This window comes from Eubacterium sp. SB2 (genome assembly GCF_001244405.1).
Taxonomy (GTDB): Bacteria; Bacillota; Clostridia; order Lachnospirales; family Lachnospiraceae; genus Faecalicatena; species Faecalicatena contortus_B.
The window spans coordinates 472,127-495,161 of sequence record NZ_LN865153.1; the positions used below are offsets into that span (position 1 = coordinate 472,127).

18 protein-coding genes are annotated in these 23,035 nt (G+C 44.9%); 2 read left to right on the forward strand and 16 right to left on the reverse strand.

What is annotated here, in order from left to right; translation table 11 throughout:
• Nucleotides 1-8: 8 nt before the first annotated feature.
• The 3 genes from BN1938_RS14620 to BN1938_RS14630 all read right to left on the reverse strand — a co-directional run bounded on the left by BN1938_RS14620 (nt 9) and on the right by BN1938_RS14630 (nt 3,352).
• Nucleotides 9-1,511 carry a sugar ABC transporter ATP-binding protein gene (locus tag BN1938_RS14620; protein ID WP_050641307.1) on the reverse strand — a complete coding sequence of 501 codons (1,503 nt, stop codon included), beginning with the start codon at nt 1,509-1,511 and terminating at the stop codon, nt 9-11.
• Nucleotides 1,512-1,594: 83 nt separating this feature from the next.
• Nucleotides 1,595-2,629, reverse strand: coding sequence for a sugar ABC transporter substrate-binding protein (locus BN1938_RS14625; protein ID WP_050641308.1), 1,035 nt, complete (start codon nt 2,627-2,629; stop codon nt 1,595-1,597).
• 39 nt (nt 2,630-2,668) lie between these two features.
• Entirely contained in the window at nt 2,669-3,352 is a 684-nt protein-coding gene (locus tag BN1938_RS14630; protein ID WP_050641309.1) for a cyclase family protein, read from the reverse strand.
• Between the two features lie 339 nt (nt 3,353-3,691).
• On the opposite strand from BN1938_RS14630, the gene BN1938_RS14635 reads away from it, so the two are divergent.
• Nucleotides 3,692-4,576, forward strand: coding sequence for a MurR/RpiR family transcriptional regulator (locus BN1938_RS14635; RefSeq protein WP_050641310.1), 885 nt, complete (start codon nt 3,692-3,694; stop codon nt 4,574-4,576).
• A gap of 174 nt (nt 4,577-4,750) precedes the next feature.
• Here the strand turns inward: BN1938_RS14635 and BN1938_RS14640 are convergent, their stop codons facing one another.
• From BN1938_RS14640 to BN1938_RS14675, 8 genes are all read right to left on the reverse strand, one after another.
• The gene (locus BN1938_RS14640) at nt 4,751-8,017 is read right to left on the reverse strand and encodes an nSTAND3 domain-containing NTPase (RefSeq protein ID WP_050641311.1); all 3,267 of its coding nucleotides are present in this window, start codon (nt 8,015-8,017) and stop codon (nt 4,751-4,753) included.
• A 109-nt stretch (nt 8,018-8,126) separates the two neighbouring features.
• The gene (locus tag BN1938_RS14645; RefSeq protein ID WP_050641312.1) at nt 8,127-9,020 is read right to left on the reverse strand and encodes a hypothetical protein; all 894 of its coding nucleotides are present in this window, start codon (nt 9,018-9,020) and stop codon (nt 8,127-8,129) included.
• Nucleotides 9,021-9,169: 149 nt separating this feature from the next.
• The gene (locus BN1938_RS14650) at nt 9,170-10,048 is read right to left on the reverse strand and encodes a DMT family transporter (RefSeq protein WP_050641313.1); all 879 of its coding nucleotides are present in this window, start codon (nt 10,046-10,048) and stop codon (nt 9,170-9,172) included.
• Between the two features lie 278 nt (nt 10,049-10,326).
• Entirely contained in the window at nt 10,327-11,196 is an 870-nt protein-coding gene (locus tag BN1938_RS14655; protein WP_050641314.1) for a LysR family transcriptional regulator, read from the reverse strand.
• Nucleotides 11,197-11,255: 59 nt separating this feature from the next.
• The gene (locus BN1938_RS14660) at nt 11,256-11,813 is read right to left on the reverse strand and encodes a C-GCAxxG-C-C family protein (RefSeq protein ID WP_082203022.1); all 558 of its coding nucleotides are present in this window, start codon (nt 11,811-11,813) and stop codon (nt 11,256-11,258) included.
• A gap of 96 nt (nt 11,814-11,909) precedes the next feature.
• Nucleotides 11,910-12,452, reverse strand: a complete 543-nt coding sequence (locus BN1938_RS14665; RefSeq protein WP_207642677.1) for a C-GCAxxG-C-C family protein — start codon at nt 12,450-12,452, stop codon at nt 11,910-11,912.
• 135 nt (nt 12,453-12,587) lie between these two features.
• Entirely contained in the window at nt 12,588-13,577 is a 990-nt protein-coding gene (locus BN1938_RS14670; protein ID WP_050641317.1) for an alpha/beta hydrolase, read from the reverse strand.
• A gap of 170 nt (nt 13,578-13,747) precedes the next feature.
• Nucleotides 13,748-16,759 carry an EAL domain-containing protein gene (locus BN1938_RS14675; protein ID WP_050641318.1) on the reverse strand — a complete coding sequence of 1,004 codons (3,012 nt, stop codon included), beginning with the start codon at nt 16,757-16,759 and terminating at the stop codon, nt 13,748-13,750.
• 237 nt (nt 16,760-16,996) lie between these two features.
• Between BN1938_RS14675 and BN1938_RS14680 the strand changes: the two genes are divergently transcribed.
• A complete protein-coding gene (locus BN1938_RS14680; RefSeq protein ID WP_050641319.1) occupies nt 16,997-17,305 on the forward strand; it encodes a hypothetical protein in 309 nt (102 codons plus the stop codon).
• Nucleotides 17,306-17,353: 48 nt separating this feature from the next.
• Here the strand turns inward: BN1938_RS14680 and BN1938_RS14685 are convergent, their stop codons facing one another.
• From BN1938_RS14685 to modA, 5 genes are all read right to left on the reverse strand, one after another.
• The gene (locus tag BN1938_RS14685; RefSeq protein ID WP_173020127.1) at nt 17,354-18,034 is read right to left on the reverse strand and encodes a YczE/YyaS/YitT family protein; all 681 of its coding nucleotides are present in this window, start codon (nt 18,032-18,034) and stop codon (nt 17,354-17,356) included.
• Between the two features lie 1,143 nt (nt 18,035-19,177).
• Nucleotides 19,178-19,888, reverse strand: a complete 711-nt coding sequence (locus BN1938_RS14690; protein ID WP_050641320.1) for a DUF975 family protein — start codon at nt 19,886-19,888, stop codon at nt 19,178-19,180.
• Nucleotides 19,889-20,443: 555 nt separating this feature from the next.
• On the reverse strand, nt 20,444-20,794 hold the full coding sequence (locus BN1938_RS14700; protein WP_050641322.1) for a winged helix-turn-helix domain-containing protein: 351 nt from the start codon (nt 20,792-20,794) through the stop codon (nt 20,444-20,446).
• Between the two features lie 51 nt (nt 20,795-20,845).
• Nucleotides 20,846-21,520, reverse strand: coding sequence for a molybdate ABC transporter permease subunit (modB, locus tag BN1938_RS14705; protein ID WP_050641323.1), 675 nt, complete (start codon nt 21,518-21,520; stop codon nt 20,846-20,848).
• A gap of 29 nt (nt 21,521-21,549) precedes the next feature.
• The gene (gene modA / locus BN1938_RS14710; protein WP_050641324.1) at nt 21,550-22,404 is read right to left on the reverse strand and encodes a molybdate ABC transporter substrate-binding protein; all 855 of its coding nucleotides are present in this window, start codon (nt 22,402-22,404) and stop codon (nt 21,550-21,552) included.
• Between the last annotated feature and the right edge of the window lie 631 nt (nt 22,405-23,035).

Consider the following 23,035-nt stretch of genomic DNA (forward strand, 5'->3'; position numbering starts at 1 on the left):
CCCTCCCTTTACTGCAGACCCAGCATATAGCTTAAGATCTCCTTCTGGTCAAAACTGTTCCGGTCCCGGTACACCTTACAGACACACCCTTCCCGCATGACATAGATCTGGTCACTCATATTGATCACCTCGGGCAGTTCAGATGAGACCATAATGATGCTCTTTCCCTGGCTTGTAAGTTCATCCATCAGCGCATATATCTCCGCCTTTGCCCCCACGTCAATCCCTCTCGTAGGTTCATCCAAAATAAGGATATCCTTCGATGCAGCCAGCCATTTCCCGAGCACGATTTTCTGTTGGTTTCCGCCTGAAAGGTTGATGGCAAGCTGCTGCTGTCCCGAAACTTTGATTGCCAGTTTCTCTATATATTTCTGCGCAATCTCTTCCTCCTTCTTCCGGTTTACTCCCAGATATCCCCACCTGATAAACTGCGGCAGAATTCCGATACTCAGATTAAACCGTACATGATTGCGCAGTATCAGCCCTTCATGCTTTCTGTCCTCCGGCACCAGGCAGATCCCCGCATCCAGCGCCTGCCTGGTATTTTTAAACGACACCCGCCGGCCGGACAGTTCCAGCGTCCCCCTGCCGATCGGATCAATCCCTGCAAGCATCTTCGCCAGCTCCGTCCTACCCGAGCCTACAAGCCCCGCAAACCCAATAATCTCGCCTTTTCGCAGTTCAAAGCTGACATCCTTTACTTTGCCGTCTCTCCGGGTGATTCCTTCCCCTTTCATGACCACGTCTCCGATGTCGCGGCGGCTTCTGGCGAAATACTGCTCCAGGCTGTACCCCACCATCATCTGTACAAGCTCATCCTGTGTAATATCCTTTGCCTCTGCCGTTGCCACATTGCTGCCGTCCCTGAGTACCGTAATCCGGTCGGCAATCTGAAAGATTTCATCCATGCGGTGGGAAATATAAACAATCGTAATCCCCCGCCCTTTCAGTTCTCTGATCAGGCCGAAGATTTTATCGACCTCTTTTTGAGACACCGAGGCAGTTGGTTCGTCCATGACCAAAATACGTGCCTGCTTATGGACCGCCTTGGCAATCTCCAGCATCTGTTTTTGGGCTGTACTCAGTGTAAATACCCGGTTATACGCATGAAAGCTTGCATTCAGTGAACGTAAAATCTCTTCGCATTGACCGTATATTTTTTTCTTATCGATAAATCCTGCTCTGTTTGCAGGTTCCATTCCCATGAACACGTTATCGGCCACCGTAAGCTGTTCCGCCAGCACCAATTCCTGATGGATCACGCTGATTCCCAGCTTCATCGATTCCCCCGGCGTCCTGATATCTACTTTCCTTCCGTCAAGTTCAATACTTCCGCTGTCTATGGGGTAAATTCCCCCCAGGCACTTAATCAAAGTAGACTTGCCCGCTCCATTCTCTCCCAGCAGCGCGTGGATTTCGCCCTTTCGGAGTTCCATGCTGACTCCTTTCAGCGCTTTTACCCCGGGAAAGGATTTGGTAATATCCTTCATTCTTAAAATGAGTTCTTCCATAAGTCCCTTCCTTCACCTTCTTTCCGATTGCAAAGGAAAAGCGCACGAAGTACATGCATACCTGTGCGCTCTTCGTCTACTTCCTATTTTTCGTAGTATTCATCTACATTAGAAGCATCTACATAAATTACATCTACGTAGGTCAGCCAGTCATGTTCAATCTCACCGCCGCCTAAAACCGTATAAACATCCTCCGTGGCAATTCTGGCCAGTTCATCCGGCTGCTGACGCGCGGTTCCGGTGTAGTCGCCGTCAACAATACAAGCATACTCATCCTGAGAGCCGTCCACACCATAAATCAGGCAGCCCCCGTCCGGACCGCAGTCGACTCCTGCCGATTCAAGCCCCCGCATAAATGCAATTGAGATCGGTCCGCCGCCGCCAAATACGCAGGAAATCTCATCATATTTCGCAGCCCAGGACTCTGCAACCGCCATCTCGGCTTCCTGTGTGACAGGTGTGGGCTGCGTTCCTTCCAGCACCGTAATATTATCATGCTCAGCAATCGTATCAAGGAATCCCTGCACACGAGTCGTAACAGCCTCATTCTCCTCATAGATCATGTGGCAGACTGTACCCTCTTTGCCGTCCAGCCTCTTGATAAAGTCTTCTGCACAGAGTACGCCCGCCCCATAATTATCAGACACGGTCTGCGAAACAAGAACGCCCTCGCTCTCCTCAATATCAAGCAATACATCCGCCGCAGATATCACAACGCCTTTTTCAGCCGCTTCCCTCAATGCCTCTACCGGCGCCGTTGCGTTCGGTGACTCCATAACAATCCCGTCTACACCTGCTGCCATGAGATCGTCAATACATTGAAGCAGCGTTTCGGAATCATCATTTGCAGCCAGTACAATAGCAGTATCCCCTTTGGACTCCACAACCTCCTTAAACTTGTCCGCAAAAGCTATACAGTGTGTATTGGCGTCATTAATGATGACACAGCCAATTGTATAACCGTTCTTTTTTTCACCGGCATCCGTTTTTTCTGCTGATTGCTCCTCTTCGGTTGACTGCTCTGCTTCTTTTGGATCCCCGGATTCCTGACTGCCGCATGCTGCCATTGATAAAACCATGAAACCTGATAATACGAGTGCTATTATTCTTTTCTTCATACCTTTTCTCCTCCATCCTTATAAGATCTCTGCTTTGTTTTAGATGCCCCTGATTGCGATGACTCTGACGGCACACGAATCGACCCGTTTCATCCGCAGCGGCAGAACAAATAACGTGACACGTTCCTCTTTGACCGCTTCCAGATTCGTAAGCGATTCTATAATTGCCGTATTATTCTCAAAACAATTCGTGTGGTTCGGCTGGCGGTCATCGTCAGGCACTTCGATTCCGGATGCGTCCGTCCCGATTACCGGCGGGTCGAACTTTTCGATCAGCCAAAGAATTGCTTCCTTTTCTACATGTGGAAAGGGTTCCCAGTCCGGGTCATGGAACTTTTTATCAAACCCTGTGTAGAAAAGTATCATGTCTCCCTTCTGAAGCCTGTCTTCATATCTTTGGATCTCTTCCAGCGTAATAAATTCTCCGGCTTTCTTTCCCGTGCAGTCCATGATGAATGCTTCGCCGATCAGGCGCTCCACAGGGTATTGTGCACAGTCGGGACCGTCAAATTTGTGGTGGAAAGGAACCTCTATGTGAGTCCCTACATGGGAATGCATCTTCACCTCACTCTCTATGTACCAGACATCCTCTGCATGGGCACGGGCATTTCCGTTCGGATCCAGTTCTACTACGTCACGAAACGAAGACTCAAAGGGAAAATTTTCTTTTCCGGATTCTAAAACATGATTGAGTTCTACAATATCCGCTTTCTTTACTTTCATAACATCCTCCTTTTCCTTTCTTATGACTTTGAATAATTTTTGGTTTCTTTTCGCTGCCTAGGTCTTTTTTCTGTTGACTAAATCATATCACAGGTTTTTTTACTTTTCAACAAATATTTTCATTTTTAATTATAAAAAGTGAAAATGAAAGCATTTTCTGCATATTTCACAAAACAGGGCATTCCATTCTGTACATTATGCCGGACTGCATTCATCAGCGTGTTATTTTCCGCGGTTTTCTCGCAATACTGCATTGTCAATTCCCGTATTATATGGTAAAATACACATAACCCTTTAAATAAGATTCAAAAATAAATATGACTGCGGAGGCAAAGAGATTTGATCACCAAAAACAGGCCAATCAATAAAGAAAGTAACGAAATATCACATGCATGTCTAATTAAATTTCATTTTATTTATGACAATCTGAAATCAGCCGAGAGAAAAGCCGCTGATTTCTGTCTGAGCAATCCTTCCGATGTTGCTACTTTGACGATCAGTGAAGTAGCCGAGAGAAGCGGCTGCAGCGAAGCGACCCTGGTACGCCTGGCACGCAGGCTGGGATACGGCGGCTATCCGGAATTGCGCGCAAATATCCTGCCGAAAGAATACGAAGATATATTTAATTATATTGGTATATCAGAATCGGACAGCCTTCAGACGATCACTTCCAGCGTGTTCAATTCCTGCATATTGTATTTACAGGATTCCCTGCAGTCCATTGACTACGGCGCTCTGTCTCAGGCAATCGATCTGCTCGCCGAATCGAAACGGTTTATTTTTGCCGCTTCGGGAGACGCACATTTTATAGCTGCCTCGGCCGCCCAAAAGTTCATGCGCATCGGCTATCAGACCACGGCATCCTCAGACTTCGATTCACAGCTGATCGCTTTGTCACAGATGACGCCTGAAGATGCTCTCATCTGTATCTCGCATTCCGGTAAGACCCGCAATATCTGCAGCCTGGCTAAGGTGGCAAGGGAGCACGGCATTAAAGTCATCACCATCACCAATTTTCCCGGAGCGCCGCTGGCAAAGCACTCGGATATTCTTTTATTGACCGCTTCTTTTTCTTACGATGTAATGGACGAAGTGCTGGCCAAGCGTGTGCCTGCGCTGTGTCTGCTGGATACGCTGTATCTATCCGTTCTGATGAAAAAAAAGAGCAGCCTGCAGCCGCTGATCGACAATGTAAACGAGTATCTTTCGCTCAATAAGCATTAGACGGAAAAGTCCGGGGGCACTTAATACTGATTTTAAGTCCTTTACAAAAAAATATCCCGTGGAACTCGATGCTTTTCATCACAGAGTTCTCCGCGGGATATTCTAATTATAACTATTTGCCAAAGATAAATGTACCTTTTTTAAAGCACGCGTCCCTATCTCCAGGTGGCATGTTTAGTCCAAATATGCTTTCATCGTATCCAGTATCTTTTCCATTGCTTCAAAACATCCGTATTCTTTCAGAAGTTTTTGCCCCTTTTTGGAATGAAGTAAACTTTGAATTGTAATCTTACTATGTCCTCCGTCAGGTATTTTAAACTCTTTTACATGTTCGATCTGTTCATATATCATTTCTTCAAACAAATCGTATACATCAGATATTATCACATCATTTACTTTCTCCAAAATCATGATGGGAAAAGGACAATAAAATATCATATGTACCTCTTCACTTTTATTTACTTCAAAAACAAGCCATTCGAACTTTAATTCCTCTATCAGCCATTTTTCCGGAGCCTTCTGACCTTCAAGTTCTGCTGTATTGAGAAATTCAGAGAAGCCTGGAACTACTAAATAATCATTAAAGTTCTCCCAGTCATTTTCTTTCAAAAAAGAAATCCAGTCTTCTGTACCTTCCTCATCCCAAAGCACCGGCAAGTCTTCCTGATAATATAATTGTTTCCTCTCCTCACTCATCTCCTGAATGCTTTTTAAAGATAAATACCACAGCATATCATGATTCCAGAAATGATACCATTTACCGCTTTTATGTATGAACCCGGACTCCAGTAGTGCCCGGAGCATCTCATTACCATCTTCACAGCCGCAGTACCTTTCTAATTCACGCTCTGTGAAATAAATAACTGCATTTTCAGATAGTTTCCTGGCAGCCTTGCATAGCACGCTTCTTTTTTCAACTGTCAATTCCCCAAGCATATAATCCAACAGGCCATTATAAAATTCCTTTTTATCGGGCGGCAGTTTCGATAGATGTTCCAGATATTCCATTACAATCATAAAATCATCTTTCGTGAATTTATCATTGGTCAGATACCCTTTGCGATAGTCTTTCCCAACCATGCGTTCCGCGGCCTTAATCTCTTTCGGCGACAAATACTTTGTCTCCGGCACCAGCCAGCTTTCTGCGCGGGTAGTCACTTCTTCGTAATTTGCCTGATCTATCTGATATTCTGACGGTTCGTCATCTTTCCGACCTATAACTGCTTTTTTCATTTTCTTAGGCAGCGGAAGCTCTGCAGCTTCATATAACTCCCTCTCATACTTCCTTGTGTAGTCAATCCCAAATGTTTCGAACAGGTCGGGCACCTGCATTATTAAATTTTCTATTTTTGCATCATAGTCAAGCTCATCAAACAAATATTCTATATCCTGAAAAACCAACCATGGCAGTTTCTGCCTGATCTCTTGCACATGATCTTCCATAAATGCATCATAACAGTCTAAACAACAGGATTTCAAAAATTTCAACCAACCAAATTCCGTTGACCACCATATATTTTTATAATAAGCCTCCAGAAACTTTTTACAATCAATACGATACCCATTTTCACACATCCTCGGGATTAGATTTATGATATTTTCCATATCTTCATGATCCGCTCTTCCCTCATACAGATCCGTTATTAAAGCATCTGTATAAGTTGTAAGAAAATGGGATAGCTCTGCATTATGTGTGATTTCATATACCCGGTTCAACTGCCACACCTTATGGCTGTCATAACTATCCGAAGTGGCATCTACTGAATAATACGGATCCACATCCATAGAATACACATATGAATATTTTAATTTTCTCCGTTCATTCATCATTCTGTCTACCAGATATGCCAGGCATGTATCTGAAACCTTCATCTCAGTTGCAAGATAGAAAAGCTGATTAAAGCAATTGCATTTCTCTGCAAGTATCATTTCATAAGCCTCTATATGCTGGCTTAAATACTCAATCATAAAATCGCGTATGGAGTAATTCAGAAAATCCAAAACAATTACTGTTTCTTCAAACATAGATTCCTGTATGGTTGTAAAGACACCTTCCAGTTCCCGAAGATAATTATCAAACTGTTCCTTTTCTGTTTTTCCGCCGCAGGCATCTGCCACTCCCATAAATCCCTGTCTCAATTCGTGATGAACCCGGATTTCCTCTTCTGATACTGCCAGCAGCATACAAATTATTTTTGCCCCATACGAAAGCTGGCTGAATACTTTATCATAATATTCCTTCGGTGATTTTACATACGCCGCCAACGCTTCTGCATATTCTTCGGAGCCCTCACCATCGCCCGGCAGGACATGTTCCAGATAATATGCTACCGACCGGGGACTGTACGCTCCACTGTGCAGAATATTTTCCCGCGCATTAAAAACTGCCTTTACATAACGGTACTCTAACCAGGACTCATCCAGATGCCGGTACAATATTTCCGCCTTCTGGGCCAGTGTATAAGAACGTAACCGCAGATTGATTTTTCTTATCTCGCAAAAGTCTTCCAGCTCCGGGAAACACAGAAATCCCTGTTGAAGAACAAATTCTCTGGTCGTAAAGATCAGACGTATATTGGGATAAGAAGAAAGCACATGGAATAAATCCAGCATCTTTTTGTCTGCGTTTAACTCCAGCCTGCTTTCAGAAAAATGACTGTGTCCCCAGAAATCATCGAATACTATAACCGACTTTTCTTCCGAGTCTTCTCCCATGATCCGTTCAATTTCTTCCAGTGAGTTTACGAAATAGAAAGCCTCATATTTCTCCGTACAGAGATAGTAATCGGCGAGGCAAAGCGCATGCGCCGTCTTTCCGACACCCGGGTCTCCTGAAATAACGACCCGTTGATATGCTTCCAAAATCCGGATGGCCTCCTGGAACGCTTTTGTCTCTACAAAAGTTCTCTTCTCCTTTTCCATCAATTTGAACTTTGGATTCGAGCGCTTTTTTAATTCCCGGAGTGCAGAAGACGACAGCATCTCTTCCAGGTAGTTCCCGCTGTGAAGCCACAGCTCTCTATACTCTTTTTCAATATGGGCGTACTCCGGCCTCTCCAGATAACCATTCAAATCTATCCCGGTCACGATATCACCGGTATCCCGTATTTCCGGAATCATCTTCCTTATTTCTTCTTTCAGTTCATCCCGAAGCGTTCTGGAAGCAATCACCAGGATATATCTGTCGCAGGTCCCGGGTCTGATCCGTTTCTGCTCCTGTCTCATCATTCCGATCAGCGCCTTACCTTTGGCTTCTGTCCTTTTTACCTGCAGAACAGTTCTGCCATTTTCCGCGACAAACAGTCCGTCGATTGCCCCGTCCCGGCCCTCGCCAAACCGCTGAAATGTACAGCCTTCCCTGACACTGATCACGGCACAGGCGAACTGTTGGAAACGTATGGGCGAATCCGAAAACACATCGTAAAAATTATAATTTGGCATAGCGGTCTCCAATCTTATGGCTCCATAAATCACCTTCAAATATCGGGGTTCTCTGTAGTTTTCTTCTTATTAATAAAACTCTGTCATCATGAGCATATGAAATGTACATTTAGAGCTCAGCATCCGCCAGTCCTTTCAGGATAGTTCTCAACTCTGCCGGAGTCCCCCTCATGTTCTGCAGGTTTTTCAGTACGTCTTTTTCACTATGTGCTGCTCTCAATATTTCCTTTCTTTTTTCGATATATCCATTACTAATATAATAATTGCAGGTCACGAAAGTCCGCCCATTCTCAAAGATGATCTGAAGGACATGCAAAACCTTTTCAAAGTTTCTCGATAATATTTTAAACGAATCTACAAAAAACACTTCCGTATATCCTGAAATTAGATTTACGAGCGATTCCTCCAAATATTCATCAAACTCCAGGCTATATCCATCACAAATCACTTTATCATATTTTCTGCATTCCAGTTTTTGGTCTTCATATTCTGAAACTGTTTGATCAGTACCTGCAAATTCTAATATTTCTTCCGTCATTAATGCCGTCTTTTTCAAGATCTCCCATGCCAGTGGATATTTCTTTATAGCTTGTCCGTAAACATCTTTGAATTCCATACTCTGTGCTTCTTCCTGTAAAGATGCGAAACTGCACTGCCTGAAATATACAATCGCATCCGATGTCAACTGTCTTATTTTTTCATTTGACAGGGGATCCTGCATTTTAAATTGGGTACAATTAACACTTGCTGCTACCTCAAGCATACTATCTCTTAACGTTGCAACGACAAATTCCTTTACCTCGGCTGCTGCATAAGGTTCATAAAACAATGCCTCTTCATCCGTTACAAACAAGATTGTCCGCCTGTATTCCTCATCGTCCCATTTGGATAACAGGGAACACATTCTGTTCTTTATATCGGCCGCAATCTGTTGTCTATATCGATATTTCATTTCTCTCAACTGGTTTCCTAATAAATCGTCTAAATATTCTTGAATTCCCATATCACACCTGCTTTCACGTATCATGTAAATAGTTGACCCTGTATTTTCCTAAGTATATAATGTTCTGCTGCAGGCCCGCCCGCAAGGGCATGGATTACGGGATGCCCTCTGGGGATACCTTTATATTGACAAATTCTGCAGCCCCCTGCCTACTCCTTGTCCGCGGCGTCACGTTGGCCTCTGTCAAGCTGGTAAGCACAGGTAAATCCCAGAATTAACACGGCGCCAATTCCCTGAAGCACCCGTATAGGCTCCCGAAAAAACAACGTTGAGACAAGAATTGCCACAAAGGGATCAAGATAGCTGAGGATGGCCGTCTGCTGCCCAGCCAAATCTTTTATCGATGAAAAATACAGCCAATAGCACAGCCCTGTATAAATCACTCCTACTATCAGTAGATTTCCAATACTTCCGGGGGAAGCAGTCTGAATCCGGAACCCGCCCTGCACCATCAGAATCACAAACAACAAGGCCACTGCCCCGAAAAATTGGATTATCGTACGTTCCAGCCCGCTCCCTTCACGGATCCATTTATTCATCAGCACTACAGCAGCATAGAACACAGCGGCTCCCAGTCCAAAGCCAATGCCCGCCCTGCTCCCGCCTGACATACTGTTACCGGCACTCACCACAAGTACAAGCCCTGCAGTTGCCATTACGAAACACAAAAGCTGAAACAGCGTCATCCGCTCTTTAAACAAAAGGGGCGACACTATCATCACAATCACCGGGGCAAAATAATAGGCCAACGTAGCCACCGCGATAGTCGTATGTTCATAAGCCATAAACAGCAGCGCCCAATTTAAGCCAACCGCCATCCCTGATAAAAACAGGAGAACTTTTTGTTTCCTGCTGATATGTACTTTATTTTCCCTATAAAAGGCCTTTTTAATGAACCACAATACCACCAGCGCAATACTCCCGCGCCAGAAGGCTATCTCCATGGAACTAAGGGCAATCCCCCGTACAAAAATGGAGATGGTCCCAAAGGCCGTCATGGCCAATGCATTTTTTATCTGCGCTGTCATAGCTTCCTCCATTTTTCAGTGTATTATAATTTATCTTATCATATAAACGCTCCGGCTTCAAACGCTATCACCCATTGTTTTGCTGAAGATATTCATACCAGGTAACAGTTCAGACAGGCCTGAACTGTTACCATACCTGTACATTTTTCTGCACTAAAAGAACGTCCGCCATTTTGGATCTTCCAAAAGGTGAACGTTCCGTGGCCATTGCATACGGTCTGCCGGCCAGACTTATTTGACCGCCCGCTGATGCAGTCAGGGCAATATTCTAATTGATTTTAAATGTCTAGTCCCAGATGTTTTAACATTTCCCTGGTCAACGGATTTACATCTTTTCGTGTAATTGCAATCCATTCACATAAAAATTCTTCTTCGAAGAAAACGGGCTTCAGATTATCATACATGCTGCTGTCTGTCTCTGTTTCAATTGTAATTGCAATCCCTTTTTGTAAATGAGCCAGCTTATGCGCCATGCGGATCTCAGTTGTCTCAAAGTAAATATTGGGATCAAATTTATATTGTCTGCAGAGATCTTTGAATTTGTGGTATACTTTAAACTCTTTATTCATAATTATGATTTTTTCTTTTTCCAAATCCCTGACAGAAATCTTATCCTTCTCATATAGCGGATGTCCTCTGTAGACCAACGCACAATGTCTCTTCTTGTCGATGGGGTAAACATTTAACCGATTATGATCCACGGGCTCTTTAGCCAGTCCTAAATCGGCCTTTTCAGATTCTACATCCATCTCTACATAGGCATCTGCCTTTTCCATAATCATTACCTTGACATTTGGAAACAGATTATTAAACGATAAAAGATATTCTGGCGTTACCTGCGCCAAAATTCCCAACGCCGAAGAAATTCTAAGCTTTCCGCATGTAGAATCGATATCTCCTACAAATAAATCCTCCAGTTTTTTTAATTCTACATATAGCTTTTCGGCCATGCTTAAAAAGACTTTTCCCCGCTCTGTAAGCCTTATGCCTTTGGAAGTTCTAATCAATAGCGGAACGCCAATCTCTTCTTCCAGACTCTTAATGCTTTTTCCTAAACCTTGGGGAGTAATATACAGCTGCTGCGCTGCCTTAGACATGCTCCCAGCTTTTGTCACCACAATAAAATTATGAATATCTTTTGTGTTCATAACCAATTTCTCCAATATTTACAATAGCATTTATTGAAAATATACCAGGCAGTGTTCTTTTATTCCCAATCAAATATATTAACTGCATATGGAAGCTTGTCGGCTTCTTCCTGCTCCATTTCCAGATATTTTAAAGCAACCTCGACGCCGAATTTAATGCAATACTCACATTCCGCCTGACGGGCATCATTCCAGTAACCTCCATTACGGTCAATAATCTCCTGGCACTGTGTTGTACCCATTTCTTTTGCAAAATCACCGACTACATTGTTGAATCTTCTCATCATATAATAGCGATAATCTTCCTTGGGATCTTTTACCTCATGCTTTTTCCCAGGATCCTTCAGCATGTTTACCGCATTATGAATCGGATCAGGTCTTCCATATACCGCACTTACAGCCATAACAGCACCTGCAAGAGCGCCGCAGGTATGCCCGGTTCCTGCTGCACCGCCATTAATCCCTGATGCCAATGCTGTTGCTTCGCCGGGCAGACCAAGCAGTTCCGCACGTATCAACGCATTAAATACAGATTCTGAGCAGTTTAATCCAGCTTTAATATTCTCATCAGTATATTGCCTTGCCAATCCTTTTTGTTCTTCTGAAATATACATCATTTTCCTCCTTAGTAAGCACTATTCCGCAGTTTACTGCGGATCCTCCCGCAGAGTATGCGTTACGGGGCGCCCTTTTGGTATATTTATCTCCTGATCTTATTGAAACCCTAAAATGTTATAACCGAACTCCAGATTTTTGTTCTCTTCTTCACTTAATTCCAGATATTTCATGACTGTTTCGACTGCTGTAACAATGATATCCGGACATTTCATCACTCTCTTGTCATCAAAATAATCACCGCTGCCTTTTACCACATCCCAGCATCTGGTTGTCCCTACTTTCTCTTCCATTTCATGGACAAAACCATTGAACCTGCGCAGCATGTTAAAGCGATAATCCTTTTCGAATTCCTCCTGCTTAGATGGATCCGGTGCCTGCGGCTGTTTAAAGGGGTCCTTTCTTCCATACACCCACCCCAATGCCATGAGTCCTCCATAAATTGCACCACATGTATTTCCTGATGCTGCTACTCCGCCTGACAGACCGGTTGCGATTCTGGTGTAGTCTTCCGGCAAGTCGATAATACCGCTTCGAATCAATGCATTAAAAACAGATTCTGAACAGCTCATGCCATAATTCATTTGATTTTCCCGTGCCATTTTTACGGCATTTTCTTTTTGTTCCTTTGTAATTTTCACTTTTTTCATCCTCTCCGTAACATACTATTATAAGTAATATTTTAACAAACTCTGATTGCTTTTTATATCAACTTATTGTTTTCTCTGCTCCAATAAAAAGTTTAGGATCGCATATTTCTTCGGAATCTGCAGAACTCAGGAAACCACCTCTCCATTTTCAAATGTTTCTTTGTCAGCGAACATTTTTATAACCGCCTTCGTATAACCTTCCCGGTCTTTTATAAAGCTCATACAGTGCTTCGCCCCGTCCACCAGCAGCAGCTTCTTTTCTGCCGTACAGGCCTCGTAATTGCGAAGCGTCATCTCACAGGGCACAAATGTGTCCGCCTTGCCGTGGATAAAAAGAACCGGCACGCTGCAGTGTTTCATCGCCTCAAGCGTACTATATTCCTTCAGGTCATAACCGGCGCGCTTCCTGCACAGCCAGTTCAGCTGATCCATAACCGGATGTTCCCGCAGTTTAAAGTTCGTTCGTCCAAAACGGTATACCATCTCATAAGGGGAGGTAAAGCCGCAGTCGGCAATTACCCCTTTTATCTCTGCCGGCAGCTTCTCCCCTGCCGCCATCAGTACGGTTGCCGCACCCATGGATACGCCGTAAAGATAGACAGGAAGGCGGCTGGCATTCCTTTCTGCCAGCCAATTTAACCATTTCCGGCAGTCCATGCGCTCCAGCAGCCCGAATCCCATATATTTTCCTTCACTTTCCCCCTGCGCCCTCTGTTCTACGAGCAGAAGGCTGCTGTTTTCTTCGTAAAGCCATTTGAGGCACGCCCCAAAATCATGCCGCCAGGATCCACGCCAGCCATGGAACATCACAACAATTCGCTCAGCCTGCTCTGCCTCCAGATAATATCCCTTTAGCCTCAGCCCGTCTTCGCTTTTTATGTGCACACTTTCACAGTGCATCCCCTCGATCCATTGGATTCCCTCACTACGTTCTTTAAGTTCTTCCGCCTCTTTCTGTACTGTCCTCCTGCACATTTTTTTCCTTTTGTCTCTCTTTTTTCGAAAGAAGACACAGGAGCGCCCCACCGCCATACTAAAAAATGTACCTACTGCCACACAATCCAAAGCGCACATGATACCCGCAGCCAGAAAGATTCTTTTCCATACTCGTTTCATTCTTTATATCGCCGTTCTTCATAATTTATTTTATATCTGTTTACAATTCATTCAAAAATGTATCACAATTTTTCCACAAGTAAAAGGTATACTATAATTGTTCAAAAGAAAAGAACACTTTTTCATAAACTTTTTCCCCCTTGAGTCACAGTTACTGTGACTCTTTCCTTTTATTCCGAAGTCTTTTCCGGATCTGCCAGCTCCGGACGAACCTCCTTCATACCGGAATCGTATTGAGCGAATGTACTTTTTCCATTCATTTTTGCTGTGAACAGTGCAGTATCCGCTTTCCTGTACAGCTCGTCAAATGTATTTCCCTGCCGTGGAATCATCGCATACCCAGCCGATATCGAAAATTTGATCGCCTTTTTTCCTGTATGGTAAGTAACCTCCATATCGGAAAGGATCTGCCTCAGTTTCTCATTCACTGCTTCTTCCCTGATATTCCTGCATAGAACAAGGAATTCATCTCCGCCCATACGGCATACAATATCATTCTCCCTGAAATAACTGTTCAGCTTCTCCGCATTCTTACGGATCATGGAATCACCGTACGCATGCCCGAACACATCATTTGCCGTCTTAAAATTATCCATGTCAAACATAATCACTGCCGACTCCTCATCCGGATATTCTTTCATATAATCCTCAATTTTCTTCTTGGCAGTGCAGCGGTTATACAGGCCTGTCATAGCATCCGTCTCGGCCATCCTGGCCAGCTGAAGCTCCTGCTTCTTCTGCGCGTCGATATCTGTCACAAATATATAGGCATAGACCTCACCGTTTTCCTCTGACCGGGTATAGTGCATGAGCATCCGCATCCAGCTCGGAGCCCCCTTGTACATCCGCTGATAATCCATGCTTTCCATAACCTTGCCGTTTTGATATGCCTGATACATTCTTTCTTTATCCGTAAATGTCCGGAACAGATCCTGATAACGAGGCAGAATCAGTTCGCTGCACATGTAATCCGATGCACCTTCTAACAGCATAATCTGACTGCATCCGGTCTCACCCACCCAGCTGTCAATACTTCCGCCGCACACGCTATCCCTTGTGAGGCAGACTTTAAAATCATACAGCGCCTGACTGCGGAATATCTCCAGTGTTTTCATATTCTCCGTGATGATCTGCTCCCGCCGTCTCTGTTCCGTAACGTCTGAAACGGCTCCATAATAGATTCTGCCGTCCTCCTGTGCCTTCAGGAAAAAGGCGTGCAGCCGTATCCAGATGACAGAACCATCGGCCAGGATATGACGGATCTGTCCGCTGCCGCCGTTCAGCCTGTTTTTATCCGCCCGTTGAAAGATGTCCAGAAGTTCTTTCCGGTCCGCCTCATATATTCCGCTCTGGAACTGCATACGCTGCGCTTCCAGATCAATCGGACTGCTTCCCGTAACTTTATAATAGTGTTCATTTACCTGCAGCAATTCTACATGGTCACCGGATACTTTATAAATCCCGATCCCGCCCAGTATATTATGGATCATTGTCTCACTGAATATGTCCGCATTCAGAAGATCCTTAATACTGAGACTTTTTACATCCCTTGCCTTTATCCCTCTGTAATCAAAGTTTTCCGGCGTCTCCAGCAGTCTTTCATAACTCTCAATGGCAAGCGGCTGAAAAAAATAATACCCCTGTCCGTACAGGCACCCCATTTCCAGGAGCACCTTAACCTGTTCTTCGGTTTCCACCCCCTCTGCTATAATACGCAATCCCATGAGCGTAGCCATCCGGATAATGGCTTCGAGTATTCCCAGCCCCTTATCCGCGCTCTTTTCATCCATATCCAAAAATTTCATATCAATTTTCAGGATATCCACATTAATATCTTTCAGCATATTCAGTGAAGAATAGCCGCTTCCGAAGTCATCCATCAGAACCGTAAATCCTGCGCCGCGCAGCTGCTCCGCCACACCTGTAATCTTCTGGTACTCCTCCGCATAAGCACTCTCGGTAATCTCGATCTCCAGAAGATTTGCCGGAAGGCAGTACTCCTCTGCCATACTTTTCAGGCACTCTGCCACGTCCAGCGTGTAAATATCCACCCTGGATACATTGATTGAAATCGGAAGAAGCGTCTTCCCTTCATTCAGCCATTTTCTAAGATATCTGCAGACCTCTTTCCAGATATAAAGATCCAGTTTGGCAATAAATCCGCTTTGCTCCAAAAGCGGTATAAACGCTCCCGGCGTGACCAGCCCCCGTTCCGGATGCTGCCATCTTACCAGGGACTCCACTCCCACAATGCGCCCGGTACTCATATTGCATTTTGGCTGCAGATAGAATGTGAATTCGCCATTCTCCAGCCCTCTCTGCACCTCCGAAAGCATCAAATGTTTCTCTTCCATTCTCTGTATCATAACCGCATCATACCGGCACATCCGGTTTGCATAATTTCCCTTTACCATAGACATCGCAATAGCAGCCCTGTCATATATCATGCTGGCGGGCACGGATCTGTCCGTAATCTCATACACACCAAAGGCCGGCAGAAATCCGGCATTCCCTCTGTACTGTCTGACAAACCTCAGAATGCGGTTCTGCAGACAGTCCAGATGTCCCTCATCACAGGGAATCAGGAGACCAAAATCATCCTCACCCAAATAACCGGCCAGCCCGCCGTATTCATTCCTGATCTCCCTCAGACACTTTGCGAAATTTACCAGAAATTCATCCCCCGCTTTTTTCCCATACCATTCGTTAAACAGCTTAAAATGTTCAATATCCACGGCCACGAGGCAATACCTTTCCTCCCCCGCGTCCCGCAGAAAGGCCTCCATTGCCTGAAAGAATTTCCCTTTTTTATAGAGACCGGTGAGAGAATTGATGCCTTCTGCGCAAGCCCCGCCTTCTTTTGCCTCCGGCAGTTTATGTTCCGGAATATTTCTGGAAATAATAATGCTGCATGCTCCTTTCCCGGGCCATTCGATCTTCCCTGTACTCTGTTCCACCCAGCACTTTAATTTTTCATTATACATATCCATCGTAGAAGCATTCCCCTCTGCAAGCGGGCATTTCCGGCACGGAGAGCTGTCCCCGCAGAGCACCTCGTAACAAATATCCCCGTTATGTATTTCCGGGAACACTTCCTGCAGCACATCATTAAAATGAACTATGTGATATGTTTCATCGATTACATAGACTAAACTGTCGGCACTGCTCATCATATCATTCATATCTGCCCTCCTGAGACTGAATTAATCACACCTTATTCTGCTGCTTTGCTGCAGACCCGCCCGCAGGGCATGTGTTACGGGATGCCCTTCGATTATTCTATTATATTACTTTTTTAATATCACCGTTAATTTTTTCCACGTTTTAACTTAAATTGCCCTATTCTCCTGAAATATGCTATAATCTTCTGCAGAACGGATTCCCGTTACTAATAGCATTCAGAAAGGTATGTGACGTTTATGATCGATAAAAAACTAATCCCCGTAGGGGGACTAAAAAGGGAGCCCTTTTCCGGATCCCATGGCGGAATGCGTTATATATTCAGGGTAGATGACAGCAAAGAGACATTCACAGCCACTGTTTACCCGGAACCATGGTCTTTTGAAAAAACCCCCGAAGAAAAGAAAGAGCATGAATCCTTTCCCATGTCAGACGAGGGCATGGACTCAGCCATAGAATGGCTGTACAGTATGTATGAGCAGAAGAAAGAACTTTGGCAGGAATCCTCCAAAAATGCCATGCACATTGTCCATAAAGGAACCGTCTGATGGCCATGCCCCGTCTGACGATCCATGAAAGGTTTAACCCCCAGGGGCTTACCGCCCCTTTTCGATCCCTGCCACCAGTTTTTTCGTTTTCGGAAGCCAGAATTGAACCAGCGGTCCCGTTAGGCAAACAGCCACAATTGTACCGATACCAACTGTTCCTCCAAGGAAAAATCCAAGCACAACAAAGAATAAGTCGCATCCGACTCTGACCCATCTGAACTCTATTTTTTCCAATTTATCCGATAATATGATGGCAACCAGATCATTCGGCCCGGTGCCCGCATTACTGTTGATTACAATCGACATTCCTGCAGACAGAATCACACATCCCGCCAGCATACTGACGATCCTAAGAATCAAGGAAGCACTTCCGTTAATATATCCCTGAAACATCCACGTAAACAAATCAATAATAGGGCCGCCGCAGAATGCACACACTACGGTTCCCGGTTTTATGTACCCCTTTGTGGTCAACAGCATAATAACCATCAAGATGCAAAGTATAATCACGTGTACCGTCCCCACAGTCAAATGCACCGTCCTCGCAAGCCCCTGAATGAAGACCGTAAATGTATCTGTTCCCAGCTCAGACAACAGAAAAAGAGTGACCCCCAAATGCGCCACGATCAATCCCCCCAACAGGACTGCCAGCGCCCTCACCCAATCTTTTGCGCTCCGTTTTGAAGTATCAGACGCAAACTTTTCTTTTTTCATTTCATTCTTCTCCATAACCAATCCCCCAGAATCTTCTTTCAAGATAAATATAAAATTATTATATCCTGACAGCCGTTAATATTCAATTGAAAATATAACTGCAGGGCCCTAGTACATCGTAAAATAATTAACTGCCACATAAACCGACCTAAATTTCCGATAGCACTGCTCCACAAGCCTCAGCGTAGCCCAACGCCTACGTTTGTGGAGCAGCACTCTCGAAAATTTATCTCAGCTTAGGAGTCAGTTACTTATTTTACGATGTACTAGAAACTGTCCAGGGCAAATGAGCCTGCTGCCTCAGCTTCGACGTTACCGCAAGCTGATACGGTAAATACACGATCCGATGCCCTCTCTTCTATTATACAGTTTATGAATATCTTATATTTAATTAATAAAATTTTCCAAATGTTGTCACAATGCATTCACAATTACCTGATATTCTATAAACATGAAAAACAGAAGACAATGGCTGCACTTGCAGCACTGCATCTGCGGCCATTGGACTTCGCCTAATAAAACAATTCAAAACAACAGATAGATTTTCCCTTTTCTCAGAGCTGCTGCACATACAAACTGCAACAGCTCTTTCCTTTTATCAGCCTTCCCCCGTCTCGCCTCAACCGTATAGCGTCCCCTATGTTACACTCCCAACCATATCCTCACCTCCGCCAGGATGCACCCAGCCTGCCTGTGACGGTTTATGCTGCACCGGAGGAGATCTCTGTGGGTGCTTTGGGATGCCTCTAAGTGTGCCGTGTTTTCGTTAGGATAAAATTGAAAAATCTGATGGACAGACTTTGCCTCACCAGGCAAAGTCTGAGGCGACTAAGGCCTCAAATCATCAGATTTGAGGCTGCATGTCGCTGGTTCCATCAGATTTTTCAATTTTATCCTTACGAAAACGAGTACTGCGTTGCGCAAATAACTGTGATATAGTACTCGCTATCTACGCCAGGTGCACGCCCGCGAAGCTAGCCGTAGGATCCACTACGCCGTCGCTTCGCGGGCGCACACCTGACGCAGATATCAAGCACTATATCACTGTTATTTGCGCAATGCAGTACTAGGCTAAACGGCCGGTATCCCAAAGCACCCACAGAGATCCCCTCCAGTACAGCATAAACCGTCACAGGCAGGCGTCCCCCTCCCATCTCCCTACCGAATATACCCATTCTGGTAAGCCAATGTTCTGTTTACGCTATATAATTCCGCCATTGTTCCCTGATAATAAGGCTCTACATAGAATATTCCAACTATTCCAAATGTTATATATTCAAGTATCCTCCATCCCAGGAAGGATAAATCAAGAACGAATACTTCCCATTTCTGTCCCATCATCATCTTCTTACTGATCAGAAATGCTTCCTCTCTTCCCATTCCGGGATTCTCGGCCAGAATATACGGCACCATGAGGTATTCGTAATGCTTTATGATTCCCGGCACGACAAACAGCAAAGTCCATAAAAAGGTAAACAAATCCCGCAGGAACATGACCAGGACTATGTTGCCATAATGACCGGTTTTGAAACCGTATCCAAGATATCCGACTGTCGGCATCTCTGTCTGGTTCAGTACAAAATAACGGCAGCCGCCGACGATAAGTACATTACCGACAAAAATGGCCAGCAGAAGTAAACCTATGCCCAGTATTGCAGCGATTCCTGCAAGCGCAGCCCAAAGCAGGGAATACTCTGAAAAATAACCCCACCCACTATAATTTCCACGGAATCCCCTGGAACCATGAGAACTTGTGGCGCTGAAAACCGCTGCTACAACGGACATCACCAGTGCAACAACAACCGAAGCCCAGTAATTTCTCAGGAATGCCTCCCGTCCTCTCATCTTTAAATCATATCTCGTCCACATAATCTCAACCTCCTGTATAATCAGCTTTTTCACAAGCCTTGTTTATTATACTCCAATTGACTGTGGAAATCTACCGAAACGATGATTATTAAGCCAAAATTAAGTATTGGAGGAGGGACGCGAATACCAAGGCGAGTCCGGCGGCTGGCGGGGCAATGTCTGTTGGTGAAAAGTCCGGACACTTCGCTAAGAAGCTGTAGAAGAAAACGGAACGGAAAGGGAGGTACGTGCCGCATTTGGCCCGAATGCCGATGCATTCGCGCCGCAGGCGGCACCAGAATTTTCCTGGTAAGGAAAATTCTGCCCTCCCTTTCCGCTCCGTTTTCTTCAACAGCTTCTAACGCTTGCTTTATGGACTTTTCACCAACAGACATTGCCCCGCCAGCCGCCGGACTCGCCTTGGCATTCGCTGGTGCATCCAATTGGTAGTTAAGGGCTTAGTAACCGGGTGGGCATCGACGTGCTGAGACGGATGGGGACTGGAGTACGGATGTAATTATTAGATCGCTTTATTTTGATATGTCAAAAGAGATTCTTTATTTTTTGTACTGTCAGTCATTGTGTTTCAACTGTATACTCTGGAAAGTATTCTTTAAATGCCTGCTGAGTTTTTTGGTTTACCATCTTTTCCATATTTCTGTACCGCGTGACTAAAGAGTCCCCTTTTTCCGTCAATTCGCATTTTCCTCCCATACTGCCGCCGTGCCGGCGCAGTAAAAGCTCGTATCCCAGTTCTTTTTCCGCCCGGTTCACGATCTTCCAGCCTTTGCTGTAGGACATTCCCATGGCGGCGCATGCTTCTTTCATGGAACCGGTCTGCCTGAGGTATTCCAGTAAAGTTATCAGCCCCGGACCAAATACCAGATCTTCATTGTAGACTTTCAGTTTTATAACCGGATGAAACATAGCGGCACCTTCTCTCTTTTCCTTTTTCTTTTATTCTTCCGGAGGCAGCGCTTATCTCCGGCCATATTTTCCAAACACGTAGGTTACATAATTCATTCCTGTTACTACAAAGAACGAGATTACAACCAGAATCAGCACATACTGATATGCCCCATGCATGTCCCCTGCCGCCACGTTGGAGTAGACCGCAAGGGGAAGGGTGCGCGTTTTTCCTGCGATGTTGCCCGCAATCATGGCAGTGGCCCCGAACTCTCCCAGCCCTCTTGCGAAGGCCAGAATTCCCCCGGATAAGATGCCTGAAAGGGCGTTTGGGATCAGAATCCTCCAAAAAATACTCCACTCGGACATTCCCAGCGTCCTTCCCGCATATAGCAGATTAAAGTCTACTTGTTCAAAAGCCCCGCGCGCAGAGCGGTACATCAATGGAAATGATATGACCACTGCCGCGAGGACAGTTGCCCACCAGGAAAATGCAATTTTTACTCCGAAAAAATCCAGGAGCAGTTTACCGACCGGACGCTTAATCCCGAAAATATACAACAGGAAAAAGCCGGCCACAGTGGGGGGGAGCACAAGCGGCAGGGTCAGGATTCCGTCACAAACCATTTTGATCTTTTCATGCTTCATGTTTACAACCCAGTATGCGACTGCTATCCCTGCAAAAAAGGTAATCACAATCGCCGTCATTGCTGTCTTCATCGATATCAGTATCGGTGATAAATCCATCCTGAGCCCTCCGCTTTCATTTTCTTATACTATTTATTCTGTATAAATCCATATTTTTCAAATACTGCAATTGCTTTGTCACTCTGCAGGAAATCCACGAATTTCTCCGCTGCTTCTTTCTGTGCTGAAGCAGAGACAACACCTACCGGATAGATTGCCTTTTCTGCAAGGCTGCCTTCCGGCGCCTCTGCTACCACTTTCACTTTATCCGTTGTTGCTGCATCGGTAGCATAAACAATCCCTGCCTCCGCACTTCCCTCTGCAACCCAGTTCAACACTTCTGTTACATTCGTACCAAGACTCGCTTTTGCTGACACTTCGTCCCAGATACCAAGAGATGTCAGCGCTTCCTGTGAGTACTGCCCTACCGGAACACTTGCCGGGTCGCCAATAGCAATTGATCCGGCTTTCGTAATATCCGTAAATTCCTGCAGATCCAGGACAGAATCTGCAGAGGCAATGAGCACAATTTTATTCTCCAGAAGCTTCACTACGGAATCCTTATCCACCAGATCTTCGTCAACCAATGCATTCATCTGCTTCATAGCTGCCGACATAAATACATCAGCCTCAATCCCTTCCTCGATCTGCGTCTGCAATTTCCCCGAACTATCGTATGTCCCCTCTACGGTAATATTTGGATTCTCCTCCTCAAACATCGGAATCAGTTCGTCCTCATAAGAATACTCCAGACTGGCTGCCGCTGCAACAAGTAATTTTGCAGGTTCTTCCGCCCCCTCATCCTCGGCATCCTGTACCTCTGTTTTTGCACCGTCTTTCGCGTCAGCCCTTTTCTCATCCTCGTTAGAAGAACACCCAAAAACCAAAACCCCCATCATCACTGCCATAAGAAACACACTTCCTGCTCTTTTAAACTTTTTCATATTCTTTCTCCTTTTTTCTATTAAACCTCATATCATCAAATATAAAGTCCACTGTACATATTATACAGCAAGTTATTTATAAAAACAACTTGCTTCTCCGGTAAGTTTCGAGGTAAGTTTACGGGTAAATTTCCGGGTAAGTTTTCAGTTAAGTTTAAAACTGTTTTTATACAGTTCATTTTAAACTGTTCAGCACACTGTTTTAATCCTTTTTTCATTTCCCCTGTCTTCTAACACCTCCCAAAGCCATAAAATTCCCGCCAGTCCAATCCCATACGACGCCCCCGTTTTAGGTCCCACCTTAGTAATGAGTCTTGTCCTGCCGGCCGGATGCGCCAGCTCCATGAAGGGATAGCCGAAAACCTCCCGGAGAACATCCATGTCCTTTCAAAAACGCTCAAAGCGAACCTTAGAAATTCTTGGTGGGAAACAGCCCTGAAAATGGAGAGATTTTTGGATTCCGAATCCAAAAATCAGCTGACCCAGCGCGAGAAATCATCGGATTTCTCGTGATGTGTCAGTGGTGCTCCATTTTCAGGGCTGTTTCCCGCCTAGAATTTCTTAGGTCCGCGGCCGCGTTTTTGAAAGGACATGGATGTTCTCCGGGAGGTTTTCGGCTATCCCTTTATGG